Here is a 17,320-nt window from a genome sequence, read left to right on the forward strand (position 1 = left end):
GCCAGCACCGCCAGGCTCTGCCACAGCAGCCGCCGGTCCGCGATCGCCTCCCGCTCATCCAGCGCCATGATCGATGCGGCGCGTTCCGGGTCGTACCGGAACGAACGGCCGAACATCAGCCGGCACAGACCGACGAACACCGCCATCAGCACGATCACCATCGGCGCCATGTGGATCAGGAAGTCGTTGAAGCTCAGGCCGGCGCGGCTGGCGATGATGATGTTCGGCGGGTCACCGACCAGCGTTGCGGCGCCGCCGATGTTGGACGCCATCGCCTCGGCGATCAGAAACGGGACCGGGTTCACCGCGAGCCGCTCACACACCAGGAACGTCACCGGCGCGATCAGCAGCACCGTCGTCACATTGTCCAGCAGCGCCGACGCCCCGGCGGTGATCAGCACCAGCAGCACCATGAGCCGGAACGGCCGGCCGCGGGCGCGTTTGGCCGCCCAGATGGCCAAGTATTCGAACACGCCGGTCCGCTTCAGCACCCCGACGATGATCATCATGCCGAGCAGCAGGAAGATGACGTTCCAGTCGATGCCGGAGTGCTCGGAGAAGAACGCCGCCTCGGCGCCGGTGGCGTGGACGGCCAGCATGACGCCCGCGCCGCCGAGCGCGGCGGCGACCCGGTGGATCCGCTCGGTGGCGATCAGCGCGTAGGCGGCCAGGAAGACCGCCACGCTGACCCAGGACAGGACGCTCATGCCGCGGACGTCCGGACCCGGGCCGCCGGTGCCGGGAGGCGGCGGTCGTCATCGGGCAGGGGAACGCCGGCGGGCAGGTCACGGGTGCGCATGTGAGCACATCCTTCAGGCGACGGGACGGGGACCTGCCGACCAGACTTCCCGGCGCACCTGCAGTGACCGTATCAGGACATCTCGAATCCCGCCGAACCGAAGCGCCCGGGAGGCCGGCGGGCTCAAGGGTCCTGGCCCGCCGGATCGCCCCCCTGCCCCCTGCCCTCTGCCCGGCGGGAGGTCAGGGCGCGAATTCGGTGGACGGTTCGGTGGCGTAGTTCTTCCAGATCGGCGCCATGGTCTCGCGGTTCATGGGCCGGCCGGACTCGACCATGGCCTTGAGGTCGCGGAAGTACTGCACGTACAGGTCCGGAGTGAAGGTGGTGAGCATGACCGCCGGCTCGTCGCCCGGGTTGGCGAAGGTGTGCGGCGCGCCCGGCGGGACGGTGACCCACGTGCCGGGGCCGACGTCGTGGTCGTCCACCCCGATGGTGAAGCGCACGTTGCCCGACAGCACGTAGAAGCCTTCGTCGTGCTGGGCGTGGCGGTGCTGCGGCGGGCCGGGGGTGTGCGGGGGGATGACGACTTCGCCGATTCCCAGGCGGTGATCGGTGTTGCTGCCGTCTTCGAGGATCCGGATCTGTGACGGGCCGTTGGCGATGAGCTCGCCGTCGCCGGGGCCGACGATCGACACCTTGACCATGGGGAGACCTCCCAAAAGTGATTGCATCTTGTGTAATCATGACGCTAGCACCGATGAATGCACAATGTGAAGTCGCGTTAGAATCGTGGCATGCCGCGATGGAAACCGGGCGCCGTCGAGCGCCTGCAGGCCGCCGCGCTCGAGCTCTTCGACGAACAGGGCTTCGAGCGCACGACGGTCGCCGAGATCGTCCAGCGAGCGGGGCTCACCCAGCGAACGTTCTTCAACCACTTCAGCGACAAGCGCGAGGTGCTGTTCGGGCTGAGCTCGGAGCTGCAGCAGGAGATCATCGGCGAGATCGCGGCCGGCGACGAAGCCTTGCCGCCGCTCGACGTCGTCATGCGCGCGCTGGAGGCCGTCGCCGACAAGATGTTCGAGCATCGCCGGGCCGTGGTGAGGCACCGTTACGCCGTCATCGCCGCCAACCCGGAGCTGCTGGAACGCGAGCTGGGCAAGCACGCCGCGCTCACCGAGGCCATCGCGGCCGCGCTGCGCGCACGGGGCGGAGATCCGGAAGCCGCCTACCTCGCCGCCAGCGTCGCCATGCTCGCCCAGCAGGTGGCCTTCCGGGCCTGGACACGGCCTGGCGAGACCAGGGCCCTGCGCGATCTGCTCCCGGAGGCGCTGAGCTCCCTGCGCGCCACCCTCGGCCACGACCCGGAGGCCCCGCCCCTCCCGGCTTGACGGCCTCCGCCTCGTCGGGGCGCGGTGCCGTCCGCACCGACGAGGCGGCCCAGAGCCCTCCAGGGCCCGGACGGCGGGCATCGCCGCGCGGGCGGGCGTCAACCAGCAGCTCATCTCCTACTACTTCGGCGGCAAGCAGGGCTGCTCGACGAGCTCCGGCGCCGGTGGCGGGAGGCGCAGGCGGAGCTCGTCCCGCCCGGGGCGTCGTTCGCCGAGTCTCTCGGCGCGCAGCTCGACGCGACGCTCGATCAGCCCGACTGGGCCAGGCTCGTGGTCTGGCAGGCCTTGGGCGACTGCCCGTTCACCGACGCCGAAGAGGGCGGGCGGGACGCGGAGCGGCAGCGGGAGGCGATGGCGGCGTCGGTGGACAGGACCCGCCGGCGCCGGCAGGACGGTGAGATCCGCGCCGGGCTCGATCCCGCGTTCGCGCTCCTGGCCGCCTACGCGATCATCTTCGCGCCCATCACGATGCCGCAGCTGGTCCGCGACATCCTCGGCGGCGACCCCCTCTCACCGGAGCCCCGGCGGCTCCTTCGCACCCAGCTCGTCGCACTGCTCACCGAGGATGAGGAGAGGCCCACACCATGATCACTGTCGTCTTCGGCGCCTGGGGCAGCATCGGCCGCCACGTCGCCGCGGGCCTGACCGCGTCGGGCGTGCCGGTCCGGCTGACGAGCAGGACGCCGGACGCCTCTCATGTGGCGGCGGATCTGGAGGTGCCGGAAACGTTGCCCGCCGCCGGCAGGCGGATCCCGATCGAGGTGGTCACCCCCGAGCAGGCGCGGGCCGACCTGGGCCGGGCGATGCCCGCGATGGGGGTGGAGGCCATCATGCGCGCGTGGACGGCGGGCGCCGAGGCCGTGCCCGAGACCTCCGTCATCGTCGGCAAGCTCACCGGACGACCCGCCCAGACCTTCGCCGAATGGGCGCGAGAGCACGCCGCCGACTTCCGCTGACCACCCCTGATGGCCTGCCTGGGACGCGGATGCCGATTGACCACCTCTCCCGGCCTGCGGGCTCGTCCGCGGTCAGGTGGGCGGGCGGTCGCGGAGCAGGGGGTGGGTGCGCATGGCGACCTCCAGCTCGCCCGGCAGGTCGTCGCGGTAGCGGCCGAGCGTGGACAGGTCGCTGTGACCGAGCACCCGCCGTACCGCGTCCATGTCGACGGCGTCGGCCAGCAGGTGGGTGGCGGTGGTGTGGCGCAGGCCGTGGGGGGTGACCGTGCGCCGCTGGTCGGGGTCCACCCGCCGCTGCACGCGGTCGATCACGGCCTGGACGTCGCCGCGGGCCAGGCGCCGGCCGCGCCAGGACAGCAGCAGCGCCTTGTCCTGCCCGTCCGGCCGTCCGCGCGTGAGGTATTCCTGCAGCACCAGGGCCACGTCGCCGGGCAGTGGCACGTCGCGGGTGCGGCCGCCCTTGCCGAAGATGCGCCAGTAGCGGACGCCGTCGTTGGTGAAGAAGTCTTCGACGTTGGCGCGCACCAGCTCCGACACGCGTGGCCCGACGGTGGTCAGCAGCAGCACGATCACCGCGTCGCGCAGCTCCGTGCGCTGGTCGCGGCGTTTGTTCTGGTCGGCCTGGGCCTGCGGGAGTTCGCGGGCGGCCGCGACCAGGCCCTGGGCCTGCTCGCGGGTCAGGGCCCGGCGCTCCGGCCGCAGCCCGCCGCGTTCCTTGGCGGTCACGGCCGAGCGGGTCATCGGGTTGAGCTGCACCCATCCGGCCAGGGCGGCGTGTTTGAACAGCGCGGAGATCGAGCGCCGGAAGCGTGCCTGTGACGACGGAGACTGTCCTGATCGTGCTCCGGCCCCGCCAGCGCCTCTCGCCCCCGTGCTGCTTGCTCCGGCCCCACCCGCCCTCGCGCCGCTTGCTCCCGCGCCTGCTGCCCCGGCGCCGCCCGCCGCACGGTCGCCCGCCGCGCGGCCGGCTGTGGTGCGGCCGTCCGGTTTGCGGGCGAAGGCCAGCAGGATCGCGTCCACGTCGGCGCCCGTCAGGTCGTCCAGCACGACGTCGGCCCCGGCCAGCTCCACCAGCGTGCCGACGTCGCGCGCGTAGACCTCGGCCGTGGCGGGGGACAGCGCCCCCGTCAGTGTCCTGGCTCGCACCAGCTCCACATAGCGGTCCGCCGCCTCCGCCACCGTCAACCGGTCGAGCTCCGCAGGCCGCACCGGCAACCCCCTTCTCCTCGCGTCACGAAGATCCAAGGACGACGGTATCGGCCGCCACCGACGAAAAGTCAGATGTCGCGGAAGGTCTCGATCCTGGCGCCCAGGGCGTTCAGCCGTTCGGCCAGGTCCTCATAGCCGCGGTTGATGACGTAGACGTTGCGCAGCACCGAGGTGCCCTCGGCCGCCATCATGGCCAGCAGCACCACCACGGCCGGCCGCAGCGCCGGCGGGCACATCATCTCCGCGCTGCGCCAGCGCGTCGGCCCTTCCACCAGCACCCGGTGCGGGTCCAGCAGCTTGACCGAGGCGCCGAGCCGGGTGAGCTCGGTCAGGTAGATGGCCCGGTTGTCGTAGACCCAGTCGTGGATCAGTGTCGAGCCCTGCGCCGAGGCGGCGATGGCGGCGAAGAAGGGCACGTTGTCGATGTTCAGACCGGGGAACGGCATGGGGTGGATCTTGTCGATGGGGGAGATGAGCTTCGAGGGCCGCACCGTCAGGTCGACCAGCCGGGTACGGCCGTTGGCCGCCGGGTATTCGCGCCCCCGGTCGTGGTCGAGCCCCATCTCCTCCAGCACCGCGAGCTCGATCTCCAGGAACTCCACCGGCACCCGGCAGATCGTCAGCTCCGAGGAGGTCACCACCGCGGCGGCCAGCAGGCTCATCGCCTCGACCGGGTCTTCGGACGGCGAGTAGTCGACGTCACGCTCGATGGAGGCCAGCCCGTGCACGGTCAGGGTCGTGGTGCCGATGCCCTCGACCCGCACGCCGAGCTGCTCCAGGAAGAAGCACAGGTCCTGGACCATGTAGTTGGAGGAGGCGTTGCGGATGACCGTCACCCCGTCGTGGCGGGCCGCGGCCAGCAGGGCGTTCTCGGTGACGGTGTCGCCGCGCTCGGTCAGCACGATCGGCCGGGCCGGCGCCGCGCCGCGGTCGACCCGCGCGTGGTAGAAGCCGCCGGTCGCGGTGATGTCGAGCCCGAAGTGGCGCAGCGCCGACATGTGCGGCTGCACGGTACGGGTGCCGAGGTCGCAGCCGCCCGCGTACGGGATCTGGAACTGCTCGGTGCGGTGCATCAGCGGCCCCAGGAACATGATCACGCTCCTGGTGCGCCGGGCCGCCTCGGTGTCCATCGCCTCCAGCTCCAGCCGGGCCGGAGGCACGATCTCCAGGTCGCTGCCCTCGTTGATCCACCGCGCCCGCACCCCGATCGAGGCGAGCACCTCCAGGATGCGGTAGACCTCCTCGATCCGGGCGACCTTCCGCAAGATCGTACGGCCGGAGTTGAGCAGCGACGCGCACAGCAGCGCCACGCACGCGTTCTTGGACGTCTTGACGTCGATGCTGCCCGACAGCCGGCGCCCGCCCACCACCCGCAGATGCATCGGCCCGGCGTAGCCGAGCGAGACGATCTCGCTGTCGAGCGCCTCGCCGATACGGGCGATCATCTCAAGACTGATGTTCTGGTTGCCGCGCTCGATCCGGTTGACGGCGCTCTGACTCGTCGCCAGCGCGTCGGCCAGCTGCAGCTGCGTCCATCCGCGATGCTGGCGCGCGTCCCGGATCAGCCGCCCGATCCGCACAAGGTAATCATCTGCCACAACAGCAGACCATATCTCACATATGAGATGCCCCGGTGCCACTGGGGGCCGACGCGCCGGACAACTCCCGATGACGCGCCAGATGCTCCGGCGTCGCCTGCGCCTTCGCCTTGTGCACGAACGCCCGCCGGGCTTCACGGAACCCGCTGCGGTCGTCGAACATGTCGCGGCTCATCTCGGCCAGCTCCTCGGCGCGGTAGGCGTCGAGCGGCTTGCGGCGCTCGTCCACCTCGCGCACCGACCGCCGACCGGCCAGCAACCGATCATAACCCGGATCGGCGGCCAGCCGCTCGGCGTACTCCAGCACCCGCCGCTCGAAGTCCAGCCGCGACCCGCCGAGCGCCCGGTCGGCCAGCCCGCACTCCACCGCCTCGGCCGCCCCGATCGGCAGCGCGTCCTGGGTCAGCCGGCGCGCCCGCTCGGCGCCCACCCGCCGCGGCAGCGTGTACGTCCACAGCTCCGACCCGAACAACCCCATCGTGCGGTAGTGCGGGTTCAGCACCACCGAGTCACGGATGATCACCCGGTCGGCGCCCAGCCCCATCATCACCCCGCCGGCGCCCGCGTTGCCCCCGATCGAGGCCACCACCAGCTGCGTCGTGCACGCCGCGATCTCCCGGCACACCGCGTTGATGGCGTTGATGTTCATCCACGCCTCCAGCTCCGGATGGCGGGCCGCGTCGATCACGTTCAGGTGGATGCCGTTGGAGAACACCTCCCCGCCCCGCACCACCAGCACCCGCGTGTCCTGCGCCACCGCGTAGCGCAGCGCCGAGGCCAGCCGCCGGCACTGATCGGTCGACATGGCCCCGTTGTAGAAGTCGAAGCTGACCACGCCGACGCCCTCGCTGCGGTCGTAGGTGATCTCGCTGTAGCCCGAACGCTCCGGCACCTGCGCCACCAGCTCGCCCAGCGCCATCGCCGCAGGCAGCTTGATCGCGCCCTCCTTCTCCAGCCTCAGATGGCCGACCCACACCGTGCCGTCGCCGGTGTGCACCAGAACCGCGCCCTCACGCCGCGCCGCCACCTGCCCGGGCGTGCCCTCCAGCTCGGGCCCGCGGTAGACGTCGAACACCCGTACCGGCAGGTCGCACAGCCGCGCCCGCCCACCCGGCGCGCCGTCGGCCGCCCGCACCCGCCGCACGATGTCCTGCGTCGGCTCCTCCCAGGCGAACTCCCGGTCGGAGTGCCGCATCGCCCGCCGCAGCCGCCCGCGCACCTCGGGGGAGCGGTAGTCCAGCGGTTCCGGCACGAACGAGGACTCGCCCGCCTTGGCCGCCACCTCGGCCACCAGCTCCACCGCCGCGTCGGCCACCGGCCCGTTGTACAGCGCCGACTTGCGCGGCGGCTCGGCCGGCATCGGGAACGTCCGGAACCCCCAGATCGGGCCCGCGTCCATCTCCTCCACCGCCTGCAGCGCCGTGACCCCCCACTCCGGCTCGGCGTCCGCGATCGCCCAGTCCAGCGAGGAGGGCCCCCGGTCCCCGGGAGGCCCCGGGTGGATGATCACCGTACGGTAGGCCCGCCACAAGCCGTCCGGCACCCGCTCCTTCAGGAACGGGCAGATGATCAGGTCCGGCTTGGCCAGCTCGGCCGCCTCCACCATCGCCTCCTGCGAGACGGCCAGCTCGACGCTCACGTCATGACCGGCCCGGCGCAACTCCAGCCAGGCACGCTGGGTCAGGCCGTTGAAGGAGGAGCAGAGCAGCAAGATACGCAACGCGGGACTTCTTTCCAGGCAGGGGGAGCAGTGGCACCGGGGCGGGGACTACCGGGCGGACAGCCGGTGGTCCCACCGGTCACACCCATTTACGGCAATCCCATATGACCCATACATGTCATCGATGCTGACACGAATCCTCTACTGCTCGTGACGATTCACCGCAAAAAACCGCACCACGCGGACCCAAATGACCCACTTTGTCGGAAAAATCCCGCAGGGTGGGTGGAGCCTCCGCATGCACCCCGGCCGTCCCGCGGCCGAAAATCCCGGCCCGCGCGGGCCGGGCCCGCCGGCCACCGGAGACCCCGCCGGGAGGAACGCGCCGGCGGGCCCGCGAAGGGACTCCACCGTTAGAGGCCCCGCCGAAGGGGCCCGGGCGGGGGAGCTGCCCGGGCCCCCAGCGATGACACGCCCTCCTTGACGAGCGCACCACCCGCACCGGAGACCCACCCGCTTCGTCACCCGGCGACGCGGCGTGCTCCGGCACACCCCCAGCATCGCCCCGCGGCCCGTCTTCGCAGGTCACGCCCAGGGCAGGAGTCACCGTCATGGCCTTTGAACAACCCCGCCCAACCGCGATCCAAACCCCCACCCCCTCAACGACACCCCGCCCGCGCCACGATCCGCCCGCACCCCGTCGCCCAGCGTGACCGCCGGTCTCGGTCAGGACGACGGCTCGGGGCCGAACAGGTGGTCCAGCTGGTAGGCGACGATCTCCATGGCGGCCCGGTGGTCGCGCTGCCCGCTGAGGACACTGGAGGTCAGGCCGTTGGCCAGGGCCAGCAGGGCGGCTACCTCGGTACGCGGGTCACGGCCCGGCGGGATCTGCCCGGCCCGCTGCGCGCCGGCCAGCCGGGCGGTGAGGACGTTCTCCAGCGCGCCGGGCAGGGGCAGCCCAGCCGCGGCGAGCGCCGGGTCGGTGAGCGCGGCGGTGAAGTAGGCGGTCCAGGCCATGGAGTCCAGGCGGCTGTCCTCGTCGCAGGGCACGATCGTGGCCAGGACGGCGGCCAGCACGCCCCGCGCCGTCAGCTCGCCCGCGGCGGCGATGCGCCGCCTGACCCGGCGGTCCATGCGGGCGCCCAGCTCGGCGAGCCCGGATTCGAGCAGGGCCTGTTTGCCGGCGAAGTAGTACTGCACGACGCGCAGCGACACCCCGGCCTCGGCGGCGATCTCCCGCATCGACACCGCCCGCAGGCCGCGGGTGCCGGCGATGCGCAGCAGCGCCTCGGTCAGCCGGCGCCGCCGCGCCTCATGGCCCACCTGCCGGGGCATGCCCGCCACCTTCCCGCCATGATGCTCGCCGTGCCTCTCGCCGTGATCCGGCCGCCCTGACCGGGTGGCCGGCTCACCGCGGCCCAGACCGCGGTCCAGGCGCCGGCCGAGAAGCCCGCCACGTGCGCGCGCTCGGCTCCTGCCGCGTCCAGGACGTCACCCGGCGCCGCCTGCCCGGCCAGGCCGCCTCGTCCCGCGGCCCGGGCCGCCGGGCGCCTGTGGCGGTCCGCTAAGAAGGCCGCCGGAAGGGGGTTTGAACGGCGATCGCCGCCCCCGCATTAACCGACCATTACCTACTTTGTCGCCTCATAGCGGGCACCGTACTTGGGCTTCTCCTGCCAGCACGGACACTGGAAGCACTCGCACGATGAGTTCTGCGTCGATCGGAGCCGCAGCGGGCCCGCCCGCCGGCTCGAAAGATTCGGGGGACACCAGTGAAACGAGTGCTTCTCGCAGCGGCACTGGCGCTGACCACCGCCACCGCCGGGACCACGGCCGCCTCCGCCCTCACCCCAGAGCCGGAAGGCTCACCGGTGCCGGGCGAGACCACCACCATGCCGGGAGAGACCGAGACCTCACCCGAAGAGACCTCACCTGAGGAGACCGCGCCCGAGGAGACGACGCCGGAGGAGACGGGACCCGAGGAGACGGCGACCGACGAACCCGCCCCGGGCGAGACGACACCGGGGGAGAGCACACCGGGAGCCACCGCGAGCCCGTCCGGCCCCGGCTGCGCGCCACTGGAGGAGAGCCTCACCGGCAGCGCCGACCAGCCCGTCGCCACCGCCCTGTCGAAAGTCACGGACCTGTCCATGCTGTCGGAGGCGATCAAGCAGGCCGGTCTGGAGGAGAAGCTCAACTCCGCCCAGGACATCACCGTCTTCGCACCCGACAACGCCGCCTTCGAGGCCATCCCGAAGGACGCCCGCGACAAGATCATGGCCGACAAGACCATCCTGACCAAGGCCCTGTCCTACCACGTCGTCGAAGGCAAGCTCGGACCCGACGACCTGAAGGAAGGAGCCACGCTCAAGACACTCGAGGGCGGCGAGCTGACCGTCAAGGGCACCGGCGACGACCTGACCGTCAACGACGCCAAGATCGTCTGCGGCAACGTGCCGACCAGCAACGCCACCGTCTACATCGTCGACAAGGTCCTCATGCCCCAGTGAGGCGCCCGCGGACCTGACCACCGGCCAGAGGCACGGCCACCGTCACCGGCGGCCGTGCCTCTCCCGTTCCCGCACGGGATGCAGCAGCGGGAAGGCCATACATCGCGCGGTTCAGAAGGCGGGGAAGGCCGCGCCCGAGGGGTGGAACGGCTCCCGCTCCCCGCGAAAGGCCCGCGAGGCCGCCGCGACCGCCCCGGGCCGCAGCTCCTCGACCCGGCCGGCCGCCGCCAGGGACGACAAGGTGGTGCCGCCCAGGTACGCCGCGCCCAGCTCGGCAGAGGTCAGCCGCAGATCGGCAGCGGCCCGCGTACGTTCACAGGTGACCGCCTCCCCACCGGCCCGCAGCCGGTAACGGCCGGCGTTCCACGGGCAGAACGGATCCTGCACCTCCACGACCACGTCCAGCGGCGCCGAGTAGCGGCGGGCCGCCAGCGCCCGCGGCACGTCCACCAGCCGCACCCACAGATTGTCGACCACCGTGGTGTGAGCCGCGCGCGGATCGGCCAGCAGGTGCTTCAAGGGCTCGTCCACCGCGCCGTCGTAGCTCAGGCCGGTGTGGGCGTCGAGGTCGATGAGGAAACGCCACAGCGCGGCGTACGCCTGCCGCGTGGTGGACACGAGCTCGACGACCCGCACCACCTTCTGCTTCGAGCGGTACAGGACATACCCGCTCACCTCCCCGCCCGGCTCGGTGTGCACGGCGAACCGCAGCGCCGTCCCGCCGCCCTCACGCACCCGCTCCCCGTCGGCCAGCCGCGCCCGCCAGAACCGCTCCGTCCGGTCCACCCACCCGGCCCCGTCCCGCCGGGCGACGTCGTAGGTCTTCTCCAGCAACGGCAGCGCCTCCTGCCGGCCCAGCAGCCGGATCGTCCCGTCACCGAGATCGGCGCCGGGCCGCAGCGCCATGAACCTCTTGTCCCCCCGGATCTCGGCCACCTGGCTGGCCACCCCGTACCCGAACCGCCCGTAGATCGTCGCCTCGGCCGCGTTGAGCGCCGCGACCGGTTCGCCGCCCGACTCGTACAGGCCGGTGAGCTGCTCGCGCATCATCGCGGTGAGGATGCCGCGGCGCCGGTGCGTCGGCAGCACCGCCACCAGCGTGATCCCGGCGACGGGTACCGTCGCGCCGGGGACCGTCATGACGCGCCCGTAGACGGAGGCGCCGCCGACGATGTCCCCGCCGTCGAAGGCGGCCAGCGTGCGACCGGGATCGAGCGAGACGGCGGCGTTCCTGAGGCCGCCCTCGATCCAGTCCTGGCCGTACGTCGTGGTGACCATGCGAGCCCACGCGTCGACCTGGTCGGCGGTGATGACCCGCAGCGGGTAAGTCGTTGTCATGCCTCGTAGCCTGACCGGGTAAACAGGCGCCGCGCATCAGGCGATCTGCCTATTTATATGCTGGCGCGGTGGTGGCGGAACGCGTGGTCAGCCCGGTGTTCGTCGGCCGGGGCGAGGAGTCGGGCGCCCTGGCCGCGGCCCTGGAGGCCGCCGTCGGGCAGGGGCCGGCGGTGGCGCTGGTGGCGGGGGAGGCCGGGATCGGCAAGTCACGGCTGCTCGCCGAGTTCGCCCGCTCACTCGGGCCCGGCGTGCGCGTGGCCGAGGGCGCCTGCGCCGAGCTCGGCAGCGACGCCCTGCCGTACGCGCCGTTCGTCACCGTACTGCGCCGCCTGATCCGCCTGGACGGCGTGCTGCCCGGCCCCTACAGGCAACTGGCCCGCTGGTTCCCCGAGCTCGGCGAGCCGGGCGAGGCCGAAGGCGGCAAGCACCGCCTGTACGAGGAGATCCTCACGCTCGTCGAACGCGTGGCCGCCGACCGGCCCCTCGTCGTCTTCATCGAGGACCTGCACTGGGCCGACGCCGCCACCCGCGAGCTGCTCGGCTTCCTGTCCAGGAACCTCACCCAGCCCGGCGTCCTGCTCGCGATCACCCACCGCCCGCCCGGCCCCGCCGACGGGCAACTCGGCCCCCTGCTGGCCGAGCTGTCGCGCCGCCCGCGCACCACCATGCTGCGCCTGGAACGCCTCGACCGCCACGACGTCGCCCGCCAGCTGGCCGCCATCCTCGGCACAGAACCCGGCCCTGACGCCGTACGCCGCGTCCACGAACGCAGCGACGGCAACCCCCTGTTCGTCGAAGCCCTGGCCCGCGCCGGCGAACACACCCCCGACAGCCTGCGCGACCTGCTCCTGTACGGCCCCCGATCACTCCCCGGCCCGGCCCGCGACCTGCTCGGCGTCGCCTCCGTCGCAGGAGGCCGCCTCTCCCACCGCCTGCTGGCGCGGGTGAGCGGGAAGGACGGCGCCGCACTCGACGCCCTGCTGCGCGAACTCGTCGACCGCAGCCTCCTGCTCACCGCAGGAGACGGCTACGACTTCCGCCACGCCCTCATCCGGCACGTGGTCTACGAGGACCTCCTGCCGGGCGAACGGGCCCGCCTGCACGCCCGCTACGCCGAAGCCCTGCACGGCACCGGCGCCCACGCCGAACTGGCCGCGCACGCCCACGCCGCCGGCGACCACCGCACCGCCCTGACCGCCGCCTGCCACGCCGCCGACCAGGCCCGCGCCTCCTACGCCTACGAGGAGCAGGTCCGCATGCTGGAGCAGGTCCTGCGGCTGTGGGACCCGGACGTGCCCCTGGGCCGCGACGAGATCGACGTGTTGACCGACGCCGCGCAGGCGTGCATGCTCAGCGGCGACTACGCCCGCGGCATCGGCTACGCCACCTCTGGGCTCGCCGCCGTGGATCGGCGCGGCGATCCGGCGCGGGCGGCGCAGCTGCTGGAGCATCGCGGCAGGCTGCGCCATCGCCTGAACGGGACCGGGGTCAGCGACTGGGAAGACGCCCTGCGCCTGCTGCCCGCCGGCCCGGCCGGTCCCGCCGGCGTCCAGCGCGGGCAGTTGCTTGGAGTGCTGGCCATGGGCCTGCTGCCGGAGGAGGACAGGGCCCGCGCCTCGTTCGAGGAGGCGCTGGCCATCGGCAGGCGCACCGGCGACGCCACCGTCACGATCCGCGGCCTGCTCGGCGTCGCCTCCATGACCGGCGACCTCGGCATGCTGGCCGAGGCCCGCACCCTGGCGGGCCGCCTGGACGGTCACGACCTGCTCATGACCGTCCCCATGTACGAGGCCACCCTGCACACCAAGGCCGGCGACCACCCGCGCGCCGCCGAGGCGGCCCGCGACGGCATCCGTCACGCCCGCCGGTACGGGCTGGGCCGAAGCCGCGGCGCCGAACTGGCCTGTTACGCCGGCCGCAGCCTGATCCTGGCCGGCCGGTGGGAGGAGGCGGGCACCGTCCTGCGTGAAAGCCTTCAGGAGGATCCGCCGCCGCTGTCCCGCCAGGCCCTGCTCGTCCTGACCGGCTACCTGGCGTTGCTGCGCGGCGACGTTCCCGCCGCCGCCCGCGCCGCATCCGACGCCGAAGCAGCGTCCACCGCCGAAACCGCGCCGGGCATCGCATGCGAAGCCGCGTCCGCCGCAGAAGCCTCGGCCGGCATCGAAGCGGACGCCGGCGCCGGGCACCCCGCCGAGCGCTCGGGCAGTGCGAGCCTGTTTCCCCGCCATCAGCTGCTCTGCCTACTCGCCGTCGCCCAGGGCGACCCGGAGCGCGCCGACCTGCTCCTGGAGCGGGCCCTGGCCGATCCGGCCCTGTACCGCGTCTACAGCAGTGACGCCCGCCCGGTCCTCCTTGCCGGCGCGCTCGCCCAGCGGGCCCGCCTCACCCCCGCCGCCGGCCAGGACCTGCGGGAGCGGGTGGCGCGACGCCAGGCCGAACTCGCCGCGGCCGACGCCGCGCTCGGCGTGGACGGGCGGCTCGACCGCGCCTGGCGGATCATGCTGCACGCCCTGATCGGCGACGACGGCTGGGACGACGCCGTACGCGCCTTCCGGGAGCTGCGCCAGCCGTACGAGCTGGCCCTGAGCCTCTACCACGGCGCACGGGCCGCACTGGAGACCGGCGACCGGCCCGGCGCGACGGCCCGCCTCAGCGAGGCCGCGGCACTGGCCGCCGAGCTGGGCGCCGCGCCGCTCACCCGCGACATCGCCCTGCTCACCCGCCCCCGGCAGACCGCCGACGGGCTCACCGAGCGCGAGCACGACGTCCTCAGGCTGATCGCCGAAGGGCTGAGCAACCGGCAGATCGCCGCCCGCCTGCACATCTCACCGAGCACGGCGGGCGTGCACGTCTCCCACATCCTGGCCAAACTGGGCGCCGCCACGCGGACCGAGGCGGCGGCCATCGCCTTCCGCGACGGCCTGACCGGCCCCGCCTAACCCGCAGCACCCCCGCCGGAAGGCGGCCGCAGGCCGAGCCACTGCTCGGCGCCCCACGCCGTGAACCGTTCCACCTCTTCGAACCCCAGCCGGGCCGCCAGCCGCATCGAGCGGATGTTGGCGGTCTGGGTGGTCAGGATCACCGGCTCGCCGGGAAGGACGCCGTCGAACCAGCCGAGTGCCGCCCCGCACGCCTCCCCGGCATACCCGGACCCCCACGCCCGCGGCAGGAACAGGTACCCGAGATCGGCCTTGCCCACCGCGGCCGGGCTGTGATGCTCGGCCGCCCTCCTGAGCTGGACCAGTCCGATCATCTCCCCGCCGAGCTCGACGACGAAGCTCCCGGCCGAGCGCCCCGGCACGTCGGGCAGCTCACGTTCCAGCTCCGCCCGCGGCCGCGCGCCCCCGAGGTAGGTGTGCACCCGCTCCGACGCCAGCAGCTCGACAAACGCCGTACGGTCGCGCGCCTGCGACTCGCGCAGCAGGAGCCGCTCGGTCGTGATCGGCTCAGGGAGCCAGGCGACGGGTCCGATCTTCATCATGGCGGGCAACCTACCGCGAGCACGACCCGGACACCGGGCACCCTCCACCCACCCCCAGAATCAACACTGTGATGACAAAAATCGACATAGTGTAGAATTTCATCGCAGGGGAGCGGCTCAGCCCCCTCGACACCCCGCACGGAGAAAGCGATGCACACCCAGAACTGGCTCATCACCGGCGTCAGCACCGGCCTCGGACGCGCCTTCGCCCAAGCCGCCCTGACCGCCGGCCACACCGTCACCGGCACCGTCCGTACCCACGACGACCTGCGCGCCTTCGAAGCACTCGACCCCGGCCACGCCCACGCCCGCATCCTCGACGTCACCGACGGCGACGCCGTCCCGGCCACCATCGACGACATCGAACACACCATCGGCCCGCTCGACGTCGTCATCGCCAACGCCGGCTACGGCCTGGAAGGCATCTTCGAAGAGACCCCGCTGACCGAGGTACGGCGCCAGTTCGACGTCAACGTCTTCGGCGCCATGGCCACCCTCCAGGCGGCCCTGCCCCACATGCGCCGGCGCCGCCGCGGCCACCTGATGGCCGTCACCTCCATGGCCGGCCTCATGGCCGTGCCCGGCATGTCCGCCTACTGCGGCAGCAAGTTCGCCCTCGAAGGCGTCCTCGAAGCGCTCGGCAAGGAGGTCGCCCCGTTCGGCATCCACGTCACCGCCATCGAGCCCGGCAGCTTCCGCACCGACTGGGCCGGACGATCCATGACCCGCGCCGACCGCTCCATCACCGACTACGACGAGCTGTTCACCCCGATCCGCCAGGCCCGCCGCAAGGCCAGCGGCAACCAGCTCGGCAACCCCGCCAAGGCGGGCGAGGCCGTCGTCCACATCGCCTCACTCGAACACCCGCCCGCCCACCTCGTCCTGGGCTCCGACGCGCTGCGGCTGATCGGCGCCGCCCGCACCGCCGTCGACGACGACATCCGCACCTGGCAGACACTCTCGCGCAGCACCGACTTCCCCAAAGGCGCCCAGCTCTGATGCCCGCCCAGCACCCCCCGCGCGGCCGCCGCGCCGGCGAGCGCAAAGGCGACCTGCGCGAACGCGCCATCCTCGACACCTGCGAAGCCCTCCTGGCTGACAAGGGCTACGAGGCGATGACCGTCGGCGACATCGCCCAGGGCGCCGGCATCACCCGCGGCGCCCTGTACTTCTATTTCGGCTCCAAACAGGAGGTCGTCACCGCACTCGTGGCCCGGACCGTCCAGCACCTGTGGGAACGCTCCCGCGCCACGGCCGCGAGCGACGACCCGCGCCAGGCCATCGCCGCCGCCATGCGCCGCACCGTCGAAGTGTGGAACGAGCACGGCCTCGTCATGCGCACCGCCATCGACCTGTCGCTGACCGTCCCGGAGATCGGCGACCTGTGGCGCCACACCGCCGACCTGTTCATCACCGCCATCACCGCCGTCCTGGAGAAGGCGGGCGTCCCACCCGGCACCGGCCCCGACCAGGCCGCCGCCATGGCCCGCGCCCTGTGCTGGATGATCGAACGCAGCTTCTACCACGCCTCACAGGAACCCGGCGACAGCCTCCAACGCGCGTCGGCGACTTGCGAACACATCTGGCTGATCACCGCCGGCCTGACCCCCTGACAGCCCGCGATCACTACGGCGCGGAGGAACCCCGCCCCAGCACACAGAACTCGTTGCCCTCAGGGTCGGCCAGCACCACCCACGACACCTCACCCTGACCCACATCAGCGCTTCTGGCGCCCAGCTCCCGCAACCGGGCCACCTCAGCAGCCTGCTCCTTCCCACCCTCCGGCAGCAGATCGACATGAATCCGGCTCCACACCGGCTCCGCCCCCGGCACCTGCCGCACGAACTCCAGGAACGGCCCCACCTCACGGCCCGAACGCAGCACCGCCCGATCGTCACCCACCTCGTGCACGACCCAGCCGACAGCCTCACCCCAGAACCCGGCCATCACCCGCGGATCCGCACACCCCACCACTACCGCCGCGATCGGCCCCGTGTCCCGATACCCCTCCCGCGGCTCCCGCACCCGGAACACGTTGCCCTCAGGGTCGGCCAGCACCACCCACGGCACCTCACCCTGACCCACGTCCACCGGCGCCGCCCCGAGCTCCCGCAACCGCGCCACCAGCTCCGCCTGATGCCGCGCCGAGGTGGTCGCGAGATCGAGATGCACCCGGTACCTCACCGCCTCGGGGTCCGGCACCCGTACCAGATCGACGTAGAAGCCGTCAGGATCCGGCCACGCGACACCCTCCGGCTCGAGATTGCTCACCCCGGGACCCTCGCTCGACATGCGGTAACCGAGCGCCTGCGCCCAGAACCGGCCGAGCGCCACCTCATCGCGGGCCTTGACATTCACCTGAACCAGCCGCAGTGCCATGGCGCCCCACCTTAAGCCCTCCCACCGGGCCCCGACGAACCACACGCCCGCCTGTCCGCCCTGGT

General features: G+C 72.5%; 16 protein-coding genes. 7 read left to right on the top strand and 9 right to left on the bottom strand.

The annotated features are described in order from the left end of the window. Together AB0C27_RS46825 and AB0C27_RS46830 are read right to left on the bottom strand one after the other, a co-directional pair. Window positions 1–707: SLC13 family permease (locus AB0C27_RS46825; RefSeq protein WP_357859494.1), on the bottom strand; the 707-nt coding region annotated here is incomplete at its 3' end. Window positions 708–981: 274 nt separating this feature from the next. Next, entirely contained in the window at window positions 982–1,443 is a 462-nt protein-coding gene (locus AB0C27_RS46830; protein WP_357859497.1) for a cupin domain-containing protein, read from the bottom strand. 90 nt (window positions 1,444–1,533) lie between these two features. Between AB0C27_RS46830 and AB0C27_RS46835 the strand changes: the two genes are divergently transcribed. The 3 genes from AB0C27_RS46835 to AB0C27_RS46845 are packed head-to-tail and all read left to right on the top strand — an operon-like array spanning window position 1,534 to window position 3,083. Next, window positions 1,534–2,127 (top strand): helix-turn-helix domain-containing protein, encoded by a 594-nt coding sequence (locus AB0C27_RS46835; protein ID WP_357859500.1) that lies wholly within the window; start codon window positions 1,534–1,536, stop codon window positions 2,125–2,127. Between the two features lie 24 nt (window positions 2,128–2,151). Then, window positions 2,152–2,715 carry a hypothetical protein gene (locus AB0C27_RS46840; RefSeq protein WP_357859503.1) on the top strand — a complete coding sequence of 188 codons (564 nt, stop codon included), beginning with the start codon at window positions 2,152–2,154 and terminating at the stop codon, window positions 2,713–2,715. Next, entirely contained in the window at window positions 2,712–3,083 is a 372-nt protein-coding gene (locus AB0C27_RS46845) for a hypothetical protein (RefSeq protein WP_357859506.1), read from the top strand. The genes AB0C27_RS46840 and AB0C27_RS46845 overlap by 4 nt, the downstream gene beginning before the upstream one ends. A 72-nt stretch (window positions 3,084–3,155) precedes the next feature. On the opposite strand, the gene AB0C27_RS46850 is transcribed toward AB0C27_RS46845, so the two are convergent. The 4 genes from AB0C27_RS46850 to AB0C27_RS46865 form a co-directional block, all read right to left on the bottom strand. Beyond that, the gene (locus tag AB0C27_RS46850; protein ID WP_357859509.1) at window positions 3,156–4,292 is read right to left on the bottom strand and encodes a tyrosine-type recombinase/integrase; all 1,137 of its coding nucleotides are present in this window, start codon (window positions 4,290–4,292) and stop codon (window positions 3,156–3,158) included. Between the two features lie 68 nt (window positions 4,293–4,360). Then, window positions 4,361–5,890 carry a UDP-N-acetylglucosamine 1-carboxyvinyltransferase gene (locus AB0C27_RS46855; protein WP_346102029.1) on the bottom strand — a complete coding sequence of 510 codons (1,530 nt, stop codon included), beginning with the start codon at window positions 5,888–5,890 and terminating at the stop codon, window positions 4,361–4,363. A 16-nt stretch (window positions 5,891–5,906) separates the two neighbouring features. Continuing rightward, the gene (locus AB0C27_RS46860) at window positions 5,907–7,610 is read right to left on the bottom strand and encodes an enoyl-CoA hydratase-related protein (protein ID WP_357859512.1); all 1,704 of its coding nucleotides are present in this window, start codon (window positions 7,608–7,610) and stop codon (window positions 5,907–5,909) included. Between the two features lie 666 nt (window positions 7,611–8,276). Next, complete coding sequence (locus AB0C27_RS46865) at window positions 8,277–8,885, bottom strand: TetR/AcrR family transcriptional regulator (RefSeq protein ID WP_357859515.1); 609 nt, start codon at window positions 8,883–8,885, stop codon at window positions 8,277–8,279. Window positions 8,886–9,319: 434 nt separating this feature from the next. On the opposite strand from AB0C27_RS46865, the gene AB0C27_RS46870 reads away from it, so the two are divergent. Continuing rightward, window positions 9,320–10,057, top strand: a complete 738-nt coding sequence (locus tag AB0C27_RS46870; protein ID WP_357859518.1) for a fasciclin domain-containing protein — start codon at window positions 9,320–9,322, stop codon at window positions 10,055–10,057. 111 nt (window positions 10,058–10,168) lie between these two features. On the opposite strand, the gene AB0C27_RS46875 is transcribed toward AB0C27_RS46870, so the two are convergent. Continuing rightward, window positions 10,169–11,395 carry a GNAT family N-acetyltransferase gene (locus AB0C27_RS46875; RefSeq protein WP_357859521.1) on the bottom strand — a complete coding sequence of 409 codons (1,227 nt, stop codon included), beginning with the start codon at window positions 11,393–11,395 and terminating at the stop codon, window positions 10,169–10,171. 68 nt (window positions 11,396–11,463) lie between these two features. Between AB0C27_RS46875 and AB0C27_RS46880 the strand changes: the two genes are divergently transcribed. Further along, window positions 11,464–14,334 carry an AAA family ATPase gene (locus AB0C27_RS46880; RefSeq protein ID WP_357859524.1) on the top strand — a complete coding sequence of 957 codons (2,871 nt, stop codon included), beginning with the start codon at window positions 11,464–11,466 and terminating at the stop codon, window positions 14,332–14,334. Here AB0C27_RS46880 and AB0C27_RS46885 read toward each other — a convergent pair. Further along, window positions 14,331–14,876 carry a GNAT family N-acetyltransferase gene (locus tag AB0C27_RS46885; RefSeq protein ID WP_357859527.1) on the bottom strand — a complete coding sequence of 182 codons (546 nt, stop codon included), beginning with the start codon at window positions 14,874–14,876 and terminating at the stop codon, window positions 14,331–14,333. The two genes, AB0C27_RS46880 and AB0C27_RS46885, sit on opposite strands and share 4 nt — an antisense overlap. A 150-nt stretch (window positions 14,877–15,026) precedes the next feature. Between AB0C27_RS46885 and AB0C27_RS46890 the strand changes: the two genes are divergently transcribed. Continuing rightward, complete coding sequence (locus AB0C27_RS46890) at window positions 15,027–15,875, top strand: oxidoreductase (protein WP_357859530.1); 849 nt, start codon at window positions 15,027–15,029, stop codon at window positions 15,873–15,875. Next, window positions 15,875–16,489 carry a TetR/AcrR family transcriptional regulator gene (locus tag AB0C27_RS46895; protein WP_357859533.1) on the top strand — a complete coding sequence of 205 codons (615 nt, stop codon included), beginning with the start codon at window positions 15,875–15,877 and terminating at the stop codon, window positions 16,487–16,489. Before AB0C27_RS46890 ends, AB0C27_RS46895 begins: the two co-directional genes overlap by 1 nt. Window positions 16,490–16,502: 13 nt before the next feature. On the opposite strand, the gene AB0C27_RS46900 is transcribed toward AB0C27_RS46895, so the two are convergent. Beyond that, the gene (locus AB0C27_RS46900; RefSeq protein WP_357859536.1) at window positions 16,503–17,255 is read right to left on the bottom strand and encodes a VOC family protein; all 753 of its coding nucleotides are present in this window, start codon (window positions 17,253–17,255) and stop codon (window positions 16,503–16,505) included. Between the last annotated feature and the right edge of the window lie 65 nt (window positions 17,256–17,320).

The organism is Nonomuraea sp. NPDC048882, from assembly GCF_040649755.1.
Taxonomy (GTDB): Bacteria; Actinomycetota; Actinomycetes; order Streptosporangiales; family Streptosporangiaceae; genus Nonomuraea; species Nonomuraea maheshkhaliensis.

What these genes read in the sequence shown, in the direction of transcription:
- AB0C27_RS46830 (WP_357859497.1), bottom strand. Translation starts at nt 1,443, where the DNA reads ATGGTCAAGGTGTCGATCGTCGGCCCCGGCGACGGCGAGCTCATCGCC.
- AB0C27_RS46835 (WP_357859500.1), top strand. Translation starts at nt 1,534, where the DNA reads ATGCCGCGATGGAAACCGGGCGCCGTCGAGCGCCTGCAGGCCGCCGCG.
- AB0C27_RS46845 (WP_357859506.1), top strand. Translation starts at nt 2,712, where the DNA reads ATGATCACTGTCGTCTTCGGCGCCTGGGGCAGCATCGGCCGCCACGTC.
- AB0C27_RS46865 (WP_357859515.1), bottom strand. Translation starts at nt 8,885, where the DNA reads ATGCCCCGGCAGGTGGGCCATGAGGCGCGGCGGCGCCGGCTGACCGAG.
- AB0C27_RS46875 (WP_357859521.1), bottom strand. Translation starts at nt 11,395, where the DNA reads ATGACAACGACTTACCCGCTGCGGGTCATCACCGCCGACCAGGTCGAC.
- AB0C27_RS46885 (WP_357859527.1), bottom strand. Translation starts at nt 14,876, where the DNA reads ATGATGAAGATCGGACCCGTCGCCTGGCTCCCTGAGCCGATCACGACC.
- AB0C27_RS46890 (WP_357859530.1), top strand. Translation starts at nt 15,027, where the DNA reads ATGCACACCCAGAACTGGCTCATCACCGGCGTCAGCACCGGCCTCGGA.
- AB0C27_RS46895 (WP_357859533.1), top strand. Translation starts at nt 15,875, where the DNA reads ATGCCCGCCCAGCACCCCCCGCGCGGCCGCCGCGCCGGCGAGCGCAAA.
- AB0C27_RS46900 (WP_357859536.1), bottom strand. Translation starts at nt 17,255, where the DNA reads ATGGCACTGCGGCTGGTTCAGGTGAATGTCAAGGCCCGCGATGAGGTG.